Below are 16,199 nucleotides of genomic sequence, written 5' to 3'. Positions count from 1 at the left end.
GAGGACGTCAATTCTGCTCGACCGCGCGCGTCCATGGACCGTCATCGACGAGCTGCTCCACCTTCAGCGGCCGCGCGAGCAGACCTTGATCACGCGAATAGTCCATCAGCCGCTGGATGAAGGCGCGGTCTGACACGGTCAGCTCGTCAGACCAGCCCAGGCGCTTGCGCGCCTCGGCGACAATCGCCTCCGGCAGGATCGTGCTGCCGTCCCGAGCCGTGACCGCCTCCAGCTTGAATTCGCGGGCGATGATCTGATCGGCCTCCGCGGCATGATCGCGCAGAAAAGCGATTGCCCGGCGATGTGCGCGCAACAATTTCACCAGATCGTCAGGACGATCCTTGAGCGTCTTCGCCGGCGCCATCACGACATACCATGGATATCCTGGAATGGCCGCGTTGACGTCGAACACGAGCCGGCCGCTGCCGCGCAGCAGCGCCTGGCTGACGAACGGCTCCCAGGAAAACACCGCATCCACCGTGCCGGTGTCCAGCGCCGCGTTCATGCTGCCGACGGGCAGCTGCGACAGCGCCAGATCGGCCTCGGGATTGAGAGCCGCGGTGTCCTTCAGCACGTAGCCGCGTAGCAGCACATCCATGCCGCTGCCGCGCGCCACGCCAGCGAGTCTGCGGCCACGCAGGTCATCGAGACTGCGGACCGGTCCATCAGCCCGGGCCACGACCGCGGCCTGGCCGTAGTTCACCTTCGCAAGGATGCGGCTGTCGAGGCCACGAGAAAACCACTGATAGACCGGCGGCGCGCCGATATAGCCGACATCGAGCTCGCCGCTGGCCATCGCCTGCTGAATCAACGGGCCGTCGCCAAACGGCTTCAGGTCCACCTTGAGACCTTCCTGGGCATAGAATCCCTTCTGATCGGCGATCAGCGCCGGCGCATTGGCCATGGCAGCAACCCATCCGATGCGCAGCGGAGCCGGTTGGCTCTGCGCCGACGACGGCCCGCTCGCCGCGAGCATCGCGACCATCGCACACAACAGAGATCTGATCATTGGACTGACTCTTGTTCGACAAAGGAAGCGGGCGTCGACCGCGCCTGCATCACACCGGCGATCCGCTGCAACAGCGTGTCGCAAAGCTCGGCGAACCCGGGCAGCACGCGGGTGCGGCGGAGGTCGCGCGGCCGCGGCAGATCGATCGTGACCTCGCTGTCCAGGCCATGGGGAGGGAAGCCGAGGACGAGCACACGATCGGCAAGAAAGACCGCCTCCTCCACATCATGGGTGATGAAGAGAATGGTCTGGCCGAGCGTGGACCACAGCCGCAGCAGCTCCGCGTTCATTGCGCTGCGCGTGATCGCGTCCAGCGCGGCGAACGGTTCGTCCATCAGCAGCAGGCTTGGTTCGAGCACGAGCGCGCGTGCGAGGGCGACACGCTGCTGCATGCCCCCCGAGAGCCGATTTGGCAGCTCATCGGCCACATCAGAAAGGCCGACCAGGTCCAGATACTGCAGCGCCTTGCGCCGCTGCTCGTCAGGATCAAGCTGCCCTGCCATGCGCAGGCCGAACCGCACGTTCTCGCGCACGCTCAGCCACGGAAACAGGTTCGGCGCCTGGAACACGTACCCGAGCTCGCTCATCTCGGGCCTGACCGCGCGGCCGTCGATCGTCACCGTGCCGGCATGCGGCGCAAGAAAGCCTGAAAGCAAGTTGAGCAGAGTCGTTTTGCCGCAGCCTGAAGGACCGAGCAGCGCGACGAACTCGCCGGGCCTCGCCTTCAGTGTGACATTCCGGAAGATGTCCCTCCCCGGCCGGTAGCCAAAACCCATGCCATCAACCATGAACGAGGCGCCGCGACGGGTGGTCGGCGCTGCGGCGCGCGCAAACTGAAAAGGCTCGGTGGCGCGGGCGCTGGTGTCGGAGGCAAGCATGTAATACATTATGATACAAGTTGACGCTGCCGCAACCGGCGCGCAGCGGCCGACCGCAAAACGAAAGATCCGCCCCTGCTTCCGGCTGGAATGAGCACAGAATGTCTCTCGTGAGAGAAAACGCGACAGCTCTCTACCAACAGATCGCCAATCGGCTGCGCCAGGAGATCGCGGCCGGCCGGTTCGAACCCTCCGGCCGCCTGCCCTCGGAAGCCGAGATCGGCGCGCGCTTCGACGTCAGCCGGGTCACCGTACGCCTCGCCCTCGACGATCTGGACAAGGACGGCCTGATTGACCGGAGAAAGGGCAAGGGCACTTTCGTCGCCGGCAAACAGGTGCGCCACGAGCTCAACGTCCTGCGCAGCTTCCACGAGACGTTGCGGCGCCAGGGACTGGAAGCCACCATGCGCGTAACGGCCCTGCGCATGGTCGCAACGCCAACCGGCCTGCGTCCCCTGTTCGGCAAGGCACGCCGCGATTGCCTGCTGCTTCAACGGCTGCACCTGATCGACGCGGAGCCGATCGCGTTCGGCCGCAGCTACCTTCCCGTGGACATCGGCAGCCTCACGCGCGCGGAGGTGGAGCAACAGCCGACCTACTCGGTCATCTCGACCCTTGCCGGCGCCCCCGTGATCCAGGCGAGGATGGAGCTCGGCGCACAGATCGCCAGCAAGGAGCTCGCCGGCAGTCTGCACACGACACCGGGCGCAGCTCTGCTGACGATGGAGCGGACCTCGTACTTCAGGGACGGCAAGTGCGCCGAGCACTCGACCTTCTTCATCAAGCCGGAGCGCTACAAATTCGTGCTGAACGGAATCTTCAGTGAAACGGCATCATGAGGTGCATTGCGAACGGCGTATGAAAACTAGAGTTCCGCGGGCGGGGCAATGGGCGGCCGGCCGGAGACAATCGCCTGCTCCAGCAGATCGAGGCGATCCTGGCCCCAGAACGGTTCGCCGCGATAGAAATTGCCGCAGCTGCGTGGTCACAAGCAGCGACGCCTCGTCGAGCTGAGCACTTCGACATCTCGGACACCGCCGGACTTTGCGAGCCATATCTGCATCGCGATGCGATAGCTGCCGAGATCCGTAGAAGTGGCTTCCCGCTCCGCGCAAAAGCGGCGTACCGCCGCGCGTTGCAGGAGCACGGTGTAGCGCTTTTACGCCGGAACGCTGGACGGCTCCCCCGCCGCTGCATCATGCTCCGCCAAACCACACATGCACATGTAAAGCGAAGCGGCGGCGATCGAAAGCGACATGAGCGCGAGCGTGACCCCGTCAACAGCCGGATATTGCTCCAATTGATCGACATCCAAGCCATCTAAGAAGGGGCGACCTACTAAGGTCCAGGAAATCAGTACCGCAAATCTTATGTCGAGAACATTGCCATAGCGGAGCGCAACCGGCAGCCGCAAGCGTGGGACCACATCGTTGCGCCCGTGATTCCGGAGGGATCGAAATGCAGACCGGCGGCGTACTGACGTTCGAACACAGGACAACGGAAAGCTTGCTCAGCGCCCGGTATAGATTCTGAATGGAGAACCGGAGGGCGAAGTCCGGTGGATGCTACGGCTACCCGTCCACCACCTTACTTCAATTCTGGTCATGGACGAAGAAGGAGCTCGCGACATCAATAAATGCGCTGGAATGGGCCGCCCAGGCCGGACTTGTCGACGCCATCTGGGGCCAAACCGGCCGGGCCTTGCGACCGGCTCCGCACTGAGGCCATCTCGCTCGAAGTGTGATTTGCCCTGCGCGGCGGCCGGGGGTTCGAGTCAGTGGAGCGCTACCGCCTTTCCCCACACGCACCAAACCTACGATATTGCATCCAATCCTTCGCGTGAGGCGGCTCGCGAGCACTATGCAAGAGTGTCTTTAGACGCTTGACGACAGGTGTTGAACGGTCGTGAACCGCAGACCGCGCGAAAGCGGACGATCTCGTAGGAAATAGAAGCGAGCCCCGCCTTTCGATGCATCGTCGTCTCCATTCTAGATTTGCGTCTCAAGCACAAGCTCAGGCGCTTCGTGAGCAACCGTCCGTTCGGCGCCAGTTTCGTACGTGGGAGCTTTGCGTTCGTGGGGAAGCGATCCATCCTCATGGCTTGGATGGATCCTGAACCACGCGACATAAAGCGCCGGCAGGAACAGCAGGGTCAGCAGCGTGCCGACGATGATGCCGCCCATCATGGCGTAGGCCATCGGGCCCCAGAAAATCTCGCGCGCGATTGGAATGAGCGCGAGACTTGCGGCAGCGGCCGTCAGAAGGATCGGGCGCATGCGGTGCTCGGTTGCCTCTACCACGGCATCCCAGGCGGGCCTGCCTTCCTTCTTGAGATTTTCAATCTGCACGATCAGGATCACGGAGTTTCGGACCAGGATGCCGATGAGGGCGAGCACGCCGAGCATGGCGACGAAGCCCAGCGGCGCGCCGCTCGGCAGCATAGCCATGACGACGCCGATCAACGCGAGCGGCGCGACCGCAAACACCAGGAACAGGCGCGAAAAGCTCTGCAGCTGTACCATCAGCACGGTCGCCATCACGAACAGCATCAACGGTACGACCGCGATGATCGGCCCCTGGCTCTTGGCGCTCTCTTCCACTGAGCCGCCGATCTTGATCGAGTAGCCCGCGGGCAGCTGCTTTGTAAATTCCGCCACCCTCGGCGCGAGCTGGTCGACGATCGTCTTCGGCTGAACGTTGCTGATAACGCCGGCCTTCAGTGTGATCGTCGGAATCCGCGCGCGCCGCCAGATCGTGGGCTGTTCCAGCTCGTAGCGCAAATTGGCGACGGCCCCGAGCGGCACCGATTGGCCGCCGAGCCCGGTCATCTGCAAGTCGCGCAGCGTGTCGATCGAGGCGCGTTCCGGTGCGGTCGCTCGTCCCGTGACATTGACGAGATAGATGCTGTCACGCACCTGCGTGATCGGCGAGCCCTGGAGCACCGAGTTCAGAGTGGTGGCAATGTCTTCCGAGGTCACGCCGAGCTGGCGCGCCTTGTCCTGGAGCACATCGACTTTGACGACGCGAGCTGGCTCCATCCAGTCGAACACCACGTTGCCGAGGTCAGGACTGCTGCGAATGACGCCGGCAAGCTTCTGCGAGAGGTCGCGGACCTTGGCAATGTCGGGACCGCTCAGGCGGTATTGCACCGGACGGCCGACGGGAGGGCCGACCTCGAGCAGCTTGACGTAGGTGTCGGTGCCCGGGAAGGTCTTCCTCAAATAGTCGTCGAACTGCGACTTGAGCTTGTCGCGCGCGGCGATGCCGCCTTTGGTCACGATCACCTGCTGGCCGAACCAGGTGTTGGCGGTCTGCAGGTCGAACGACAGCACGAAGCGCGGCGCACCGGTGCCGACATAGGTGGACCAGTGCTCGACCGAATTATTGCCCTGCAACTGCTCGCGCTCGAAGCGCGCCATCTGCGTGTTGGTCTCGGTGATCGAAGCGTTCTGCGGCAGGTTCCAGTCGATCACCAGCTCGGCACGGTCGGACGAGGGGAAGAACTGCTGTTGCACGAACTGCAAGCCGAACAGGGCGAGAAGGAACGCGCCGGCCGTCACGGCGACGGTGCTCCAGCGGTGATACATGCAGAACAGGAGCAGGCGTGCGAACATCTGCGCCAGGCGGCCCTTCTGCTCGTGATGTCCCTTCATTTTGGCCGGCAGGATGGTGACACCGAGAAGCGGCGTGAACAAGACGGCCACGATCCAAGAGACGATCAGAGATACCGCGATCACCACGAATAAGGTGAAGGTGAACTCGCCGGCGTTGCTGCTGTTGAGCCCGATCGGGATGAAGCCGGCCACGGTGACAAGCGTTCCAGTCAGCATCGGGAATGCGGTCGAGGTATAGACGTGGGTTGCCGCCTTCTCCGAGGGATCGCCGATCTCAAGCCGCGCCACCATCATCTCGACCGCGATCATGGCGTCGTCGACCAAGAGGCCAAGCGCGATGATCAGGGCCCCCAGCGAAATGCGTTGCAGCGAGATGCCGCAATAGGCCATCACGACGAAGGTGATCGCGAGCACGAGCGGAATAGCGATGGCGACCACGAGCCCCGCCCGCAAGCCCAGGCTCAGGAAGCTGATACCGAGCACGATGATCACGGCCTCGAACAGCGCTTCGGTAAAGCCCGAAACGGCATGCTCGACCACGACGGGCTGGTCGGCAACGAGGTGGACCCCGACGCCGATCGGCAGGTCGGCGACGATCTTCGTCATCTCCTCTTTCAGCGCCTCGCCGAACTGGAGCAGGTTGGCACCGGACTTCATGCCGATCGCGAGCGCAATGGCGGGCTGAGCGTTGTATCTGAACAGCGTCGACGGCGGATCGGCGTAACCGCGCGTGATGGTCGCAACATCGGTCAGCGGGAAGAAGCGGTCGTTGATGCGGAGATTGACCGCCTTGAGACTCGCCTCGGAGGCGAACTGGCCATTCACGCGGACGCTGATCCGCTCCGGCCCCTCCTGGAACACGCCGGAGGACGCAACCGCGTTCTGCCCTTGCAGCGAATTCATGATGGCGTGGATATCGAGGCCGAGCGCCGCGATCTTGCGGGTGGAGAATTCGAGATAGATCACCTCGTCCTGCGCGCCGAGAATGTCGACCTTGCCGACATTGGGCACCGTCAGCACCTTGGCGCGAATATCCTCGACCTGATCACGGAGCTGTCGCTGGCTCAAGCCGTCGCTCGTGAAGGCATAGACATTGCCGAACACGTCGCCAAAACGGTCGTTGAAGCCGGGTCCGATCACACCTTGCGGGAAATCGCCTTTGATGTCTGCAATCATGTTGCGGACGCGCACCCAGGTCGGCTTGACGTCGGCCGCCTTGGTCGAATCGCGCAGGTACACGAAGACGGTGGTCTGGCCCGCGACCGTCACGCTCTTGGTGTAGTCGAGCGATTCGAGTTCCTCCAGCTTCTTCTCGATCCGATCGGTGACCTGGCGCGTCATCTCCTCGGCGGAGGCGCCCGGCCACTGTGCCTGAATCACCATGGTCTTGATGGTGAAGTCAGGATCCTCCTGTCGCCCCAGCTGGAGATAGGCAAACAGGCCGGCCGCCATGAAGGCGATCATGAAATACCAGACGAGGGAGCGATGGCCGAGCGCCCAGTCAGAAAGGTTGAACGACTTCATGGCTCTTGATCCTGTTCGATGCGGACGTGCTGTCCCGGCTTGAGGCTGTGAACTCCGGCAGTGACGACGCGGGTGCCCGCGGCAAGCCCGCCAGTGACGCGAATGCCGACCGGCTCGGCGACGCTATCAATCTTCTGCAAGGAGACGGTGCCGGCGGATTGATCAACCACCCAGACGAAATCGGCGCCGTCCTTGGCGAGCACAGCTGATGCGGGCAGGCGCAAGTCCTTGCTCTGGTCCTTGCCGAGCTTTGCCGTGACGGTCGCGCCGAGACGGAAGCTTTCTGGCGGGTTGTCGAGCGCAATCCGGACGCGTCGCAGCCGTGTCGCCGGATCGGCTTGCGGCGCGATTTCGCGAATCCTGCCCTCGACCTGAACGGCGGGAAGAAGCTGCAGGCTGACGCTGAACGGAAGACCGGCTTCGAGAGGGACAGGGAGGTCTTCCCCGATATCGACGACCGCCTCGCGAATGTCCGGCCGCGCGACTGTCACCACGGTTTGACCGGGCGAGACCACCTGGCCGACTTCCGCGCCGACGGCGGTGACGACGCCGCCAAAGTCGGCCTTGATCTGGGCATAGCCGAGTTGCTCGATCGCCTTGGTCAGGTTCGCCTGCTCCTGCGCGACGCTTGCTTCGGCGCCGGCGCGGGCCTGCTCGGCGTTGTCCAGCGTCTGCCTGGTGGTCGCATCGCTGGTGATGAGCGTGCGTTGCCGCTCCTCCGTGGCCTTGGCCGTCGCAAGCTGCGCCTCGGCCTTCGCAAGCTGGGCTTTGGCCGCGCGAACGGCGAGATCGAGTGCGGTAGGATCAATCGTCCCGATGATTTGTCCTTCGCTGACGATGTCGCCAACGTAGACCGGACGCGAAGTCAGCCGTCCCAGTACGCGAAAGCCAAGGTTGGTTTTATAGCGCGGCTCGACGACGCCCACGGCAATCGTGCTGTCACCGCTATTCGGCTTGGCCACCATTGAGAGCACGGGGCGCACGGGCTCCGGCGCGTTCGTCTCCTGCTGACAGCCGGTGAGCAACGAAGCCGCCGCGAGCGTGCCGGCGATCATCATGACCTGTCGCTTCATGACCGACCTCCCTCCTCAGTGACCGACTGGCCCAGACTCAGAAGCTTGCCGCCGTCGACGACGACGCGCTCGCCGGGCTTGAGGCCCTCCTTGATCAGCACCTGACCGGCTTCATAGGCGCCGACCGTGACCGGCTTCAGCGACGCTGTCTGCGTTTTCGGGTCGACGGTCCAGACGGCAGGCCTCCTGCCCGCGGCCATCAGCGCGCTCCAGGGCAAGGTGATCTCCTTCTGAGCTTTCGCCTTGACCGTTCCCGAGACGGCGCTCCCCAGCGTCAACGCAGCCGGCGGGTTCTCGATGGACACCTTGACGCGGATCGTGGAGCTCTTCGCGTCGATGGCCGGTGAAATCTCCCTCACCTCACCCGTTGCTGCCACGCTGGGATCGGAGACCAGCGCCAGCGTCACGCGGCGGCTGTCGGTCTGGCCAAGGAAAACTGATTCGTAGACCTCGAAGACCGCATCCCGCTGCCCGTCCTGAGCAAGCGAGAACACGGGTTGGGCAGCCGGAACGACCTGGCCGACCTCGATACTTCGCGCGGTAATGACGCCGTCCGCTTCAGCACGCAGGATGGTATATCCGAGCGCATCTCGCGAGGTACCCAGCTGAGCCTTGGCCGCCTCCAGCACACCCTCTGCGGTTCGCAGACCTTCCTGGGCCTGGTCGTAAACGGTCCGGGTGGTGAAGCCGCTTGCGATCAGCGCTTTCTGCCGCTCGAACGTTGCCTTCGCCACGCGCAGCTGGGCTTCCGCGGAAGCCACTGCCGCCGTCGCAGCATCGACATCAGCCTGTTGCTCGGCGGGATCGAGACGGGCGAGGACGTCGCCCTTGTTGACGTGATCACCGACGTCAACGGTACGAGCGATCACACGTCCGCTGACACGGAACGAAAGATCGGCACGGAAGCGCGCCTGAACCTCGCCCGTCAACGTGATGGCGGCTTGCCGGTCGCGCGGCTGCACGATCGTGGTCCGGACCAGCGTGGCCCGTGTGGCCGTCTGCGCCGCATGATCGTTGCAACCGGTCAACACAATGCTGACGAGCACGGTCGTTGCGGCGAGGGCCTTCCCCACATAAGCCGTTCGAACGGGGCTGGAGAATTGGCTTGTCATGGCGCGTCCGTATGATGGGAAGGTGACAACAGCCCGCCAAGCGCATCGGCGGATTGGCGGGGGACGACCATTTCGTGTTCTTGCTGGCGCAGGAGTCTCGCAAGGGGGTCGGCCTCGACAGCGGGCTCGTGGTGATCGGCCGCCGCGCTTGCGGTGAGCACTGCGTCGTTTGAAGCAATGGCTCTCGTGCGGCGCGGTGCCTTCATCTGGCGCGTCGCAATGGTCCAGTTTGCACCGCGCTCACGCTCGGTCAGCGGGAACGAGAGGACAATCGAGGTGAATTCCGCGCCGAAACCCTGCTCGATCCGGCCGCCGAGCGCCCTCGCGATATCCCTGGCAATTCGCAACTCGCGATCCGAGGCATCCCGGGCGGGACGCGAGCCGTTGTCCAGGATCACGCAGTTCACCAGCGCACCGGTACGCGTCAGCTTGATCCTGATCCGCCCGGCCCGCGCGTCGAAGCAGGCGTGCCGTGCCGCGTGCATCACGAGTTCATGGACGATCAGGCTCAGATGCCAGCATCGCTCCGGCTGAAGCGCGATGAACTGGGTCACGAATGCCAGTTGAATGTCCATCCGGTCCCGCAGCGCCCGGCGCATGCCACAGCCCAATTTGCGAATGTAGGTCGCGGCATGGATCAGCGTGTCGCCCGTTGGCATGGCCAGCGCACGATGCACGTCGGCGTAGCCATGCAGCAGCTCGACGATATCGCTGAGAGCGCACTTGGCTTCCGTCCCCTCGACCCGGATGGCCGCGGCGGAGACAAGGTCGATGGCCAAGGTAACACCGTTGGTGACCCTGCGATTCACCTCGCGCAGCAGCACGCCTTCCTGCAAGCCGGACGGGGCTGGGCTCAAAACAGTCACGACTTTCTCCTATTCGACGCGAACGATCGGGGACGGACGCCCCCACCTTTGCTCCCCCGATCTTTCGGGAGCATTCGCCAAGCCCGTGAAGCGTTGCGGGCTGACGATTTAATAAACTATACCGTATATTTTCTTTTTATTGCCTTTCTTTGCCCGTCGTGTCAAGTCGGAAAGCAATGCGCACAGACTCGTGAATTCGGAGGTCCAAAATGAAGAAGACGAAGCGTGGCAGACCGCCCAAGGATCTTGCCGGCGACGCACAGGCGCGCATTCTCGATGCAGCCCAGCAGCTGTTTCTGGAGAAGGGCTTCCGCAGCGCCAGCATCGACGACATTTCCGAGCTCGCTCCTGCGAGCAAGCCGACGATCTACGCTCATTTCCCCGGCAAGGAAGCGCTGTTCGCAGCCGTGGTCGCCCGTACCATCGAGGGCTTGGCGGACTTCGAGGGCTTCTCGCCCGAGGGCCGCACCATCGAGGACAAATTGCTGAGCCTCGGGACAGCCATCGTCGAGAGAGTGGTCGAGGAATCGCTCGGCATGGTGCGCGCGACGATCGCGGAATCGCAGCGGTTCCCCGAACTGAGCCGCAACGTTCACGATGCTGCGCGTGATCGCTCCCTAAATGCGGTGTCCCAGCTGCTGGACGACGCCACGCAGAAGCTCGCTCGCAACCCGAAGGGCCCTTTCAGCTCCAAACGAAGCCGCGCCACCGCGCAGATCTTTCTCGACCTGATTCTGCTACCGATGCTGTTTCGGTCGCTCGTCGGAGAAACTCAGAAGGACCTGAAGAAGGAGCTTCCCGGCTTCGTGCGCGAGCGCGTCGGCTTTTTCCTGGCAGCCTGCGAGACAGATTGGTCGTACTAGCTGTCTTTTTTAGACGGTTGCCTTAGAAGCATTCGCATTAACCGGCGGCTTTGAGCTGCACGTGAGCTGCCATCTCGGCCGGCTGGAGTGGCGTGCGGCGCAAAGCGCCGGTACAAAATCTCAACATCTCGTCGAAGCTTGGCCGCAGCGTCGCAGCGCCGACCCGCGATGGGTTGATATAGACATCCATGGCTTCCAGCAGGCAGCAGGTCAGCGCCATCGGACTGCCACCCTGCAGTTCGCCCCGTGCTTGCCCGTTGCCGATGATCGGTCGCACCAGCCCTCGGATCCTGTCGTCGTAGGCGAGGACGACCGTCCAGTTCTGCCGGACGGCCAGGGTTACCAAGTCTTGCAATCGTCGATGCTTGGCCGGTCGAGCTTCATTGCAGTCGGCGATGGCCTTCAGGATTGCGGCCAGGCGCCGTAGCACTGGCCCACTGGCGCGGGCCGCTTCGGCCGCGGCACTGACCGTCTCCTCGAGCACCTCCTGCACCACAGCCTCCTCGATCGCCCCCCTCGAGGGAAAGAATCGATAGACGCTTGCCGAAGACATCGACAGGCTCCGCGCGATGTCGGCGACGGTGGTCTTGTTGTGTCCCATCTCGCCATAGAGATGGATGGCGGCCTGCACGATCCTGCGGCGGGCGCTCCTCATTCGGTCGTCAATCTGATCGCTCATAACGTCTCCCACTGCGCCGGAAGGTTCACCAACTCGCGGCGGCAGGCCTCTCCGAAATCGCGCAAGGGATCCATTTCCTCGATGAATTTGGGGAGATCGACGAATGTGCGATTTGGCGAGAGATACGCTTCGATGATCAAGTGCCCGGTTCTCTCGGCGGCCTGAACGACCTCGTTGCTCGACAAGATCCGCATGCGTCCGACCAGCGTATAGAAGCTGACCAGTTGCGGTATTTCGGCCTGATCATTGACCAGCGCGTCGGCATAGAGGCGTGATGCCTCCTCGATGAAGCTATGGTACAATTGTTCGCGCTTCGAAAACGAGCGGGCATGATGACGCTCGCGACGCCTTCGGCGTCCGCTAAACCATCCACTGACGATGGTCGAGACCGCGCCGAACGCAGAGCCGCCGAAGGCAGCCAAGGCCGGGATGTATACCGTGCTCATAAGATCGCTCCTGTCTCCTGTCGCAGTGCGGATGTGGTTCAAGGCAGTGCCTGGTCACATCACGCCGCAACGTCGTTCGTTATCTGCCCCTGACTGATCCGGTGGATGCCTGCTCGAACACAGCCTTACAGCCTTCGCTCAGATCCGATTTCCTGAGGCGCAGACACGCTTCGACTCCCGATGGATCGGGAATGTAGGCACTGCACAGGCGAAAGGCGTCGGGGGTGCAAGCCGCTCGCTGCTCGAGTGTGCCCCGGTTCTCCTGGGCAAAACCTGCTGCGCTGCCAAGCGCGACTACGGCCGCTGCGAATAACGCCGGCATCAATCTCGTCATGTCAGATCCCTTCTCTGCTCGAGGCTTCTGGTTGAACCTGGCGGAGCCTCGCCGCCTTGATCCTGCACACGCGCTTGTGACGCACTCGTCTTGACTCAGGCACTGGCGCGTGATTTATATGAACTATACGGTATATTTTATTAAGGAGGCGCGGAATGTCAACACTGCTGTTCGCGTTGATGCGCGAAAATCCGTTGCCCGGCCTCGCCGCCGCTTCGCTGAACTTCTTTGTCGCGCTCTGCCTCGTGGCCCTGAGCCTGCTGCTTGGCATCACGGTCGCGATGATCGCGTGGGCTCATTGGCTTGCCGCGCGCCAGCCGACCACTATCCGGCTGGAGCGGAGGACGGTCGCATGACACCGGCGCTGCTGATCGCCCGCGACTGCATCATCTACTGGGTCAACGTCTGGACCGCGCCGGTCGAATGCGTGTTCGATTTTATCGAGTGCGAGCTCGCGCGCAGAGGCGTTCACCTCACGAAGTCGACCGCCTCACACACACGGCGTGAGCGAGCACCAGCGTCCTGACATGCTGAACTTCATCGAAGTCTTTGACGGGATGAAAGTGGACCCGACCAGCAGCGAGGTCGTGCGGACTGGTATGACCGGAACACGGAGAGCGCTCCAGCGTGACGGACTCATGATCGATCCAAAGGCCGCAGCCTATTGTCCAACCGAATGGCTCGACGAGCGTGGCTATCTCGACGCCAAACGTGCGCGCCGGCATCTGCGCCCGTGGAGTATCTGACGATGCGACAGAGTAATGCCGTTGTCGGGAGCCGCGTGCCGTGAGCCGACGATCCGTCATGTCAATGCACGCGAGCCGATCGAACGGGACCGCCCTTCCCTTGCGCGACTATTTTCTGTCGGTCGGCGGCGCTCTGCTCTGCTTGCTTTGGGCGAGCGGCTGGGTGCTCCCGGCCCAACCGCCAAGCCGCTTCGCAAAGCCGGATACTGCGCCGCCTCCGATCCGCATCGACTCGGACGTGAAGGGGCCGGAGCGCGTCGTGATCGATACCAGTCACTCGCTGCCCACGCTCTCCGACAAGGAGATCGTCGTCGCTCACACGCCCGTCGCAAACGATTGACCAACCACACCGAGATTGATCCGATGACGAAGAAGCATTTGTTTGCCCTGATCATGTGGTCCGCCACGCTCGCCGCGACAGCCGCCGTCGCTGACGTTCAAAAATCTGCAGATGCAGACAGCCGAAGCACGAGCGCGCAAAGCCAGGCCGAGGAGGCCGCTATCCAGCGCGTTCTCTCGGAATTCCGCACGATACGCGTCCCGCTCAGCCGGGCGATCGCGATCGCGGAGCGCCTGCATGACGGTTCGAAGACCGCCGACATCAGCTTCGAGATCGACAGCCAGCCCGTCTACCGCGTTCGCACGACCCGGAATGAGCACGTTTGGGAGAACGCCATCGACGCAAATACCGAGAGCATTACCGGGAAGGAGATGACGTCGTCGCTGCAGGAACTCGATCGGGAGGACCTCGCCAACATCCTTGCCTTGAAGGGGATCAAGCCCGAATTGTCCGATGCCGTGCAGGTCGCCGAGAAAGCCGCGGCCGGCAGCGCGCTGGCCGGTGGACTGATACGACAGGATGGCAAACTCAACTTCGTGATCGTCGTCGCCTCCGGGGACCATTTGAAGGAGGTGCTGCTCGAGCCTCCCAAGATCGGAAAGCAAGACACGAGCCGCCACTAACACGAGCATGTTCATCAGCACTCAAAGAGCACACAAGCCATGAACTTCCAGCCTCGATCACAGCTATCATCGGCACAACGGCAGCTTCCTTTCGACTGCATCGCGCTGCTGCTGCAAGGCGGAGGTGCGCTTGGCGCGTACCAGGCGGGCGTGTACGAAGCCTTGGCCGAAGCCAGCATTCATCCCGACTGGGTTGCTGGCATATCGATCGGGGCCATCAATGCCGCCATCATCGCCGGCAACCCGCCCGAGTCCCGTGTTGACCGCCTGCGCGATTTTTGGACCCAAGTCACCTCGACCGCGCCCTGGGATTGGTCCGGCAATCCCTTCCTGGATTGGACGCGGAGCGACAATACGCGAAACCTCATTAACCAGATGAGCGCCGGTCTGGCGGCCACGTGTGGCGCTACCGGATTCTTCTCTGCCCGTCCCGTTCTGCCCTGGCTGCAGCCCGGCGGAGCCAGCGATGCGACCAGCATCTATGACACGCGCGCGCTCAAGACCACGCTGGAGCGCCTGGTTGACTTCGATCGTATCAATGCCGGTCTGACGCGCTTCAGCGCCGGCGCGGTCAACGTCCGAACGGGTAATTTCGTCTATTTCGACAATACCACCCATACGATTCGACCCGAGCACATCATGGCGAGCGGCGCGTTGCCGCCAGGCTTTCCGGCGGTGGAGATCGAGGGCGAGCACTATTGGGACGGCGGTCTCGTCTCAAACACGCCGCTGCAATGGGTAATCGAATCTGATGCTCCGCAGGACATGCTCGCATTCCAGGTCGACCTCTGGAGCGCGCGCGGTCAACTTCCGCGCAACATGGCTGAGGTCGTCACGCGGCACAAGGAAATCCAGTATTCGAGCCGCACGCGCGCCAGCACCGACCAGTTCAAGCATGTGCAGCGCCTGCGGCGCGCACTAACGGATCTACTGGGGAGGCTGCCCGACGATCTCAGTCAGCATGAGACCGTGAAACTGCTCAACACGGCGGTCTCGCGGAACGTCTACAATATCGTCCACCTGATCTATCGCGCGCGTAATCACGAGGGGCACTCCAAGGATTACGAGTTCTCGCGCCTGTCAATGCAGGACCATTGGCAAGCCGGCTACCACGACGCTCTGCGCACTCTGCGCCATCCCGAGGTGCTCGCTCGGCCTTCGAGCCCGGACGGAGTCTTTACCTTCGATCTCGAACACGACGGCCGCGAGTAACCCAACCTCATCGCCTGGAGATAACCCAAATGCGCGAGACTGATGTGAAACGACGGGCTTTTGCCATGCCGCTGACCAGCCCGGCTTACCCGCCCGGGCCATACCGGTTCGTCGATCGCGAATACCTGATCATCACCTATCGTACTGATCCGACAAAGCTCCGGGCAGTGGTTCCGGATCCGCTCGAGGTCGACGAGCGAGAAGCTCTCGTCAAATACGAGTTCATCCGCATGCCCGATTCCAACGGCTTTGGCGACTACACGGAAAGCGGACAGGTCATCCCCGTCTCCTTCCGTGGACGCAAGGGCGGCTACACACATTGCATGTTTCTCAACGACGAAGGACCGATTGCGGGCGGACGCGAGCTCTGGGGCTTTCCGAAGAAGCTTGCGCAACCGACCCTGCGAACCGAGATCGATACGTTGATCGGCACGCTGGATTACGGCCCCGTGCGGGTCGCGACTGGGACGATGGGCTACAAGCACTGCGAGGCCGATCTGGCGAAGGTCAAGGCTGCGCTTAACGAGCCGAACTTCCTGCTCAAGATCATCCCGCACGTCGACGGCAGCCCGCGGATCTGCGAGATCGTTCAATACCGGCTCGAGGACATCGTGCTGAAGGGCGCGTGGACCGGACCGGCGGCGCTTGCCCTGACGCCACATGCGTTGGCGCCGGTTGCCGAACTGCCGGTCCTTGAGATCGTCTCCGCCGTCCACATCTGCGCCGACCTCACGCTCGGCCTCGGGACCGTGGTACACGACTATCTGCACCAGCCGGCTCGCGGCTCGATACGAGCAGGTGAAAGAGCTCTGGCCTTTTAACTTCAACTGCGCGTCGCATCGAGCCGGAGCGCCGATCCTATTCGCATGTTACGAGGAAG

General features: G+C 62.9%; 18 protein-coding genes. 9 read left to right on the top strand and 9 right to left on the bottom strand.

Annotated features, from left to right (window positions below; all coding sequences use genetic code 11):
• Positions 1-7: 7 nt before the first annotated feature.
• Positions 8-1,009 (bottom strand): ABC transporter substrate-binding protein, encoded by a 1,002-nt coding sequence (locus YY7_RS0100235; RefSeq protein ID WP_028161476.1) that lies wholly within the window; start codon positions 1,007-1,009, stop codon positions 8-10.
• Positions 1,006-1,887: an ABC transporter ATP-binding protein gene (locus YY7_RS50080; protein ID WP_245287132.1), complete on the bottom strand. Its 882-nt coding sequence runs from the start codon at positions 1,885-1,887 to the stop codon at positions 1,006-1,008. The genes YY7_RS0100235 and YY7_RS50080 overlap by 4 nt, the downstream gene beginning before the upstream one ends.
• A gap of 20 nt (positions 1,888-1,907) precedes the next feature.
• On the opposite strand from YY7_RS50080, the gene YY7_RS0100225 reads away from it, so the two are divergent.
• Positions 1,908-2,726: a GntR family transcriptional regulator gene (locus YY7_RS0100225; protein ID WP_245287131.1), complete on the top strand. Its 819-nt coding sequence runs from the start codon at positions 1,908-1,910 to the stop codon at positions 2,724-2,726.
• A 320-nt stretch (positions 2,727-3,046) separates the two neighbouring features.
• Here YY7_RS0100225 and YY7_RS0100220 read toward each other — a convergent pair whose 3' ends face one another.
• The 5 genes from YY7_RS0100220 to YY7_RS0100195 all read right to left on the bottom strand — a co-directional run bounded on the left by YY7_RS0100220 (position 3,047) and on the right by YY7_RS0100195 (position 10,076).
• Positions 3,047-3,301, bottom strand: a complete 255-nt coding sequence (locus YY7_RS0100220) for a hypothetical protein (RefSeq protein WP_155254969.1) — start codon at positions 3,299-3,301, stop codon at positions 3,047-3,049.
• A 574-nt stretch (positions 3,302-3,875) separates the two neighbouring features.
• Positions 3,876-7,025, bottom strand: a complete 3,150-nt coding sequence (locus YY7_RS0100210; RefSeq protein WP_028161472.1) for an efflux RND transporter permease subunit — start codon at positions 7,023-7,025, stop codon at positions 3,876-3,878.
• Entirely contained in the window at positions 7,022-8,098 is a 1,077-nt protein-coding gene (locus YY7_RS0100205; protein WP_028161471.1) for an efflux RND transporter periplasmic adaptor subunit, read from the bottom strand. Before YY7_RS0100205 ends, YY7_RS0100210 begins: the two co-directional genes overlap by 4 nt.
• Positions 8,095-9,210 carry an efflux RND transporter periplasmic adaptor subunit gene (locus YY7_RS0100200; protein WP_028161470.1) on the bottom strand — a complete coding sequence of 372 codons (1,116 nt, stop codon included), beginning with the start codon at positions 9,208-9,210 and terminating at the stop codon, positions 8,095-8,097. Before YY7_RS0100200 ends, YY7_RS0100205 begins: the two co-directional genes overlap by 4 nt.
• Positions 9,207-10,076, bottom strand: coding sequence for an ATP-binding protein (locus YY7_RS0100195; protein ID WP_245287130.1), 870 nt, complete (start codon positions 10,074-10,076; stop codon positions 9,207-9,209). The genes YY7_RS0100200 and YY7_RS0100195 overlap by 4 nt, the downstream gene beginning before the upstream one ends.
• Before the next feature lie 209 nt (positions 10,077-10,285).
• Here YY7_RS0100195 and YY7_RS0100190 point away from each other — a divergent pair, with 209 nt between their 5' ends.
• Entirely contained in the window at positions 10,286-10,939 is a 654-nt protein-coding gene (locus tag YY7_RS0100190; protein WP_035688701.1) for a TetR/AcrR family transcriptional regulator, read from the top strand.
• A gap of 37 nt (positions 10,940-10,976) precedes the next feature.
• On the opposite strand, the gene YY7_RS0100185 is transcribed toward YY7_RS0100190, so the two are convergent.
• Both YY7_RS0100185 and YY7_RS50075 read right to left on the bottom strand, forming a co-directional pair.
• Positions 10,977-11,618 (bottom strand): TetR/AcrR family transcriptional regulator, encoded by a 642-nt coding sequence (locus tag YY7_RS0100185; protein ID WP_035688698.1) that lies wholly within the window; start codon positions 11,616-11,618, stop codon positions 10,977-10,979.
• Positions 11,615-12,064 carry a hypothetical protein gene (locus YY7_RS50075; RefSeq protein ID WP_035688695.1) on the bottom strand — a complete coding sequence of 150 codons (450 nt, stop codon included), beginning with the start codon at positions 12,062-12,064 and terminating at the stop codon, positions 11,615-11,617. Before YY7_RS50075 ends, YY7_RS0100185 begins: the two co-directional genes overlap by 4 nt.
• Positions 12,065-12,553: 489 nt before the next feature.
• Here YY7_RS50075 and YY7_RS0100175 point away from each other — a divergent pair, with 489 nt between their 5' ends.
• Genes YY7_RS0100175 through YY7_RS0100145 form a run of 7 tightly spaced genes read left to right on the top strand, consistent with a single transcriptional unit; the run spans position 12,554 to position 16,140 of the window.
• Positions 12,554-12,754, top strand: a complete 201-nt coding sequence (locus YY7_RS0100175; RefSeq protein WP_028161466.1) for a hypothetical protein — start codon at positions 12,554-12,556, stop codon at positions 12,752-12,754.
• Positions 12,751-12,924, top strand: a complete 174-nt coding sequence (locus YY7_RS61730; protein ID WP_196237191.1) for a hypothetical protein — start codon at positions 12,751-12,753, stop codon at positions 12,922-12,924. Before YY7_RS0100175 ends, YY7_RS61730 begins: the two co-directional genes overlap by 4 nt.
• A 1-nt stretch (position 12,925) precedes the next feature.
• Entirely contained in the window at positions 12,926-13,144 is a 219-nt protein-coding gene (locus tag YY7_RS0100165; protein WP_028161465.1) for a hypothetical protein, read from the top strand.
• A gap of 58 nt (positions 13,145-13,202) precedes the next feature.
• Positions 13,203-13,484 (top strand): hypothetical protein, encoded by a 282-nt coding sequence (locus YY7_RS50070; protein ID WP_155254968.1) that lies wholly within the window; start codon positions 13,203-13,205, stop codon positions 13,482-13,484.
• A gap of 23 nt (positions 13,485-13,507) precedes the next feature.
• Positions 13,508-14,107 carry a PepSY domain-containing protein gene (locus tag YY7_RS0100155; RefSeq protein WP_028161464.1) on the top strand — a complete coding sequence of 200 codons (600 nt, stop codon included), beginning with the start codon at positions 13,508-13,510 and terminating at the stop codon, positions 14,105-14,107.
• Between the two features lie 39 nt (positions 14,108-14,146).
• Positions 14,147-15,319: a DUF3734 domain-containing protein gene (locus YY7_RS0100150; RefSeq protein WP_028161463.1), complete on the top strand. Its 1,173-nt coding sequence runs from the start codon at positions 14,147-14,149 to the stop codon at positions 15,317-15,319.
• A 29-nt stretch (positions 15,320-15,348) separates the two neighbouring features.
• Complete coding sequence (locus YY7_RS0100145) at positions 15,349-16,140, top strand: acetoacetate decarboxylase (protein ID WP_028161462.1); 792 nt, start codon at positions 15,349-15,351, stop codon at positions 16,138-16,140.
• Positions 16,141-16,199 lie beyond the last annotated feature (59 nt).

Origin of the sequence: Bradyrhizobium elkanii WSM2783, assembly GCF_000472865.1 — a bacterium.
In the GTDB taxonomy this organism is placed as follows: domain Bacteria; phylum Pseudomonadota; class Alphaproteobacteria; order Rhizobiales; family Xanthobacteraceae; genus Bradyrhizobium; species Bradyrhizobium elkanii_A.
This window is presented reverse-complemented; position numbering and strand designations above follow the sequence as displayed.

Coding starts and splice junctions, on each gene's coding strand:
- YY7_RS61730 (WP_196237191.1), top strand. CDS start 12,751: ATGACACCGGCGCTGCTGATCGCCCGCGACTGCATCATCTACTGGGTC.
- YY7_RS0100190 (WP_035688701.1), top strand. CDS start 10,286: ATGAAGAAGACGAAGCGTGGCAGACCGCCCAAGGATCTTGCCGGCGAC.
- YY7_RS0100175 (WP_028161466.1), top strand. CDS start 12,554: ATGTCAACACTGCTGTTCGCGTTGATGCGCGAAAATCCGTTGCCCGGC.
- YY7_RS0100200 (WP_028161470.1), bottom strand. CDS start 9,210: ATGACAAGCCAATTCTCCAGCCCCGTTCGAACGGCTTATGTGGGGAAG.
- YY7_RS0100205 (WP_028161471.1), bottom strand. CDS start 8,098: ATGAAGCGACAGGTCATGATGATCGCCGGCACGCTCGCGGCGGCTTCG.
- YY7_RS50070 (WP_155254968.1), top strand. CDS start 13,203: ATGTCAATGCACGCGAGCCGATCGAACGGGACCGCCCTTCCCTTGCGC.
- YY7_RS0100145 (WP_028161462.1), top strand. CDS start 15,349: ATGCGCGAGACTGATGTGAAACGACGGGCTTTTGCCATGCCGCTGACC.
- YY7_RS0100165 (WP_028161465.1), top strand. CDS start 12,926: ATGCTGAACTTCATCGAAGTCTTTGACGGGATGAAAGTGGACCCGACC.
- YY7_RS0100150 (WP_028161463.1), top strand. CDS start 14,147: ATGAACTTCCAGCCTCGATCACAGCTATCATCGGCACAACGGCAGCTT.
- YY7_RS0100155 (WP_028161464.1), top strand. CDS start 13,508: ATGACGAAGAAGCATTTGTTTGCCCTGATCATGTGGTCCGCCACGCTC.
- YY7_RS0100235 (WP_028161476.1), bottom strand. CDS start 1,009: ATGATCAGATCTCTGTTGTGTGCGATGGTCGCGATGCTCGCGGCGAGC.
- YY7_RS0100185 (WP_035688698.1), bottom strand. CDS start 11,618: ATGAGCGATCAGATTGACGACCGAATGAGGAGCGCCCGCCGCAGGATC.
- YY7_RS50080 (WP_245287132.1), bottom strand. CDS start 1,887: ATGCTTGCCTCCGACACCAGCGCCCGCGCCACCGAGCCTTTTCAGTTT.
- YY7_RS50075 (WP_035688695.1), bottom strand. CDS start 12,064: ATGAGCACGGTATACATCCCGGCCTTGGCTGCCTTCGGCGGCTCTGCG.
- YY7_RS0100210 (WP_028161472.1), bottom strand. CDS start 7,025: ATGAAGTCGTTCAACCTTTCTGACTGGGCGCTCGGCCATCGCTCCCTC.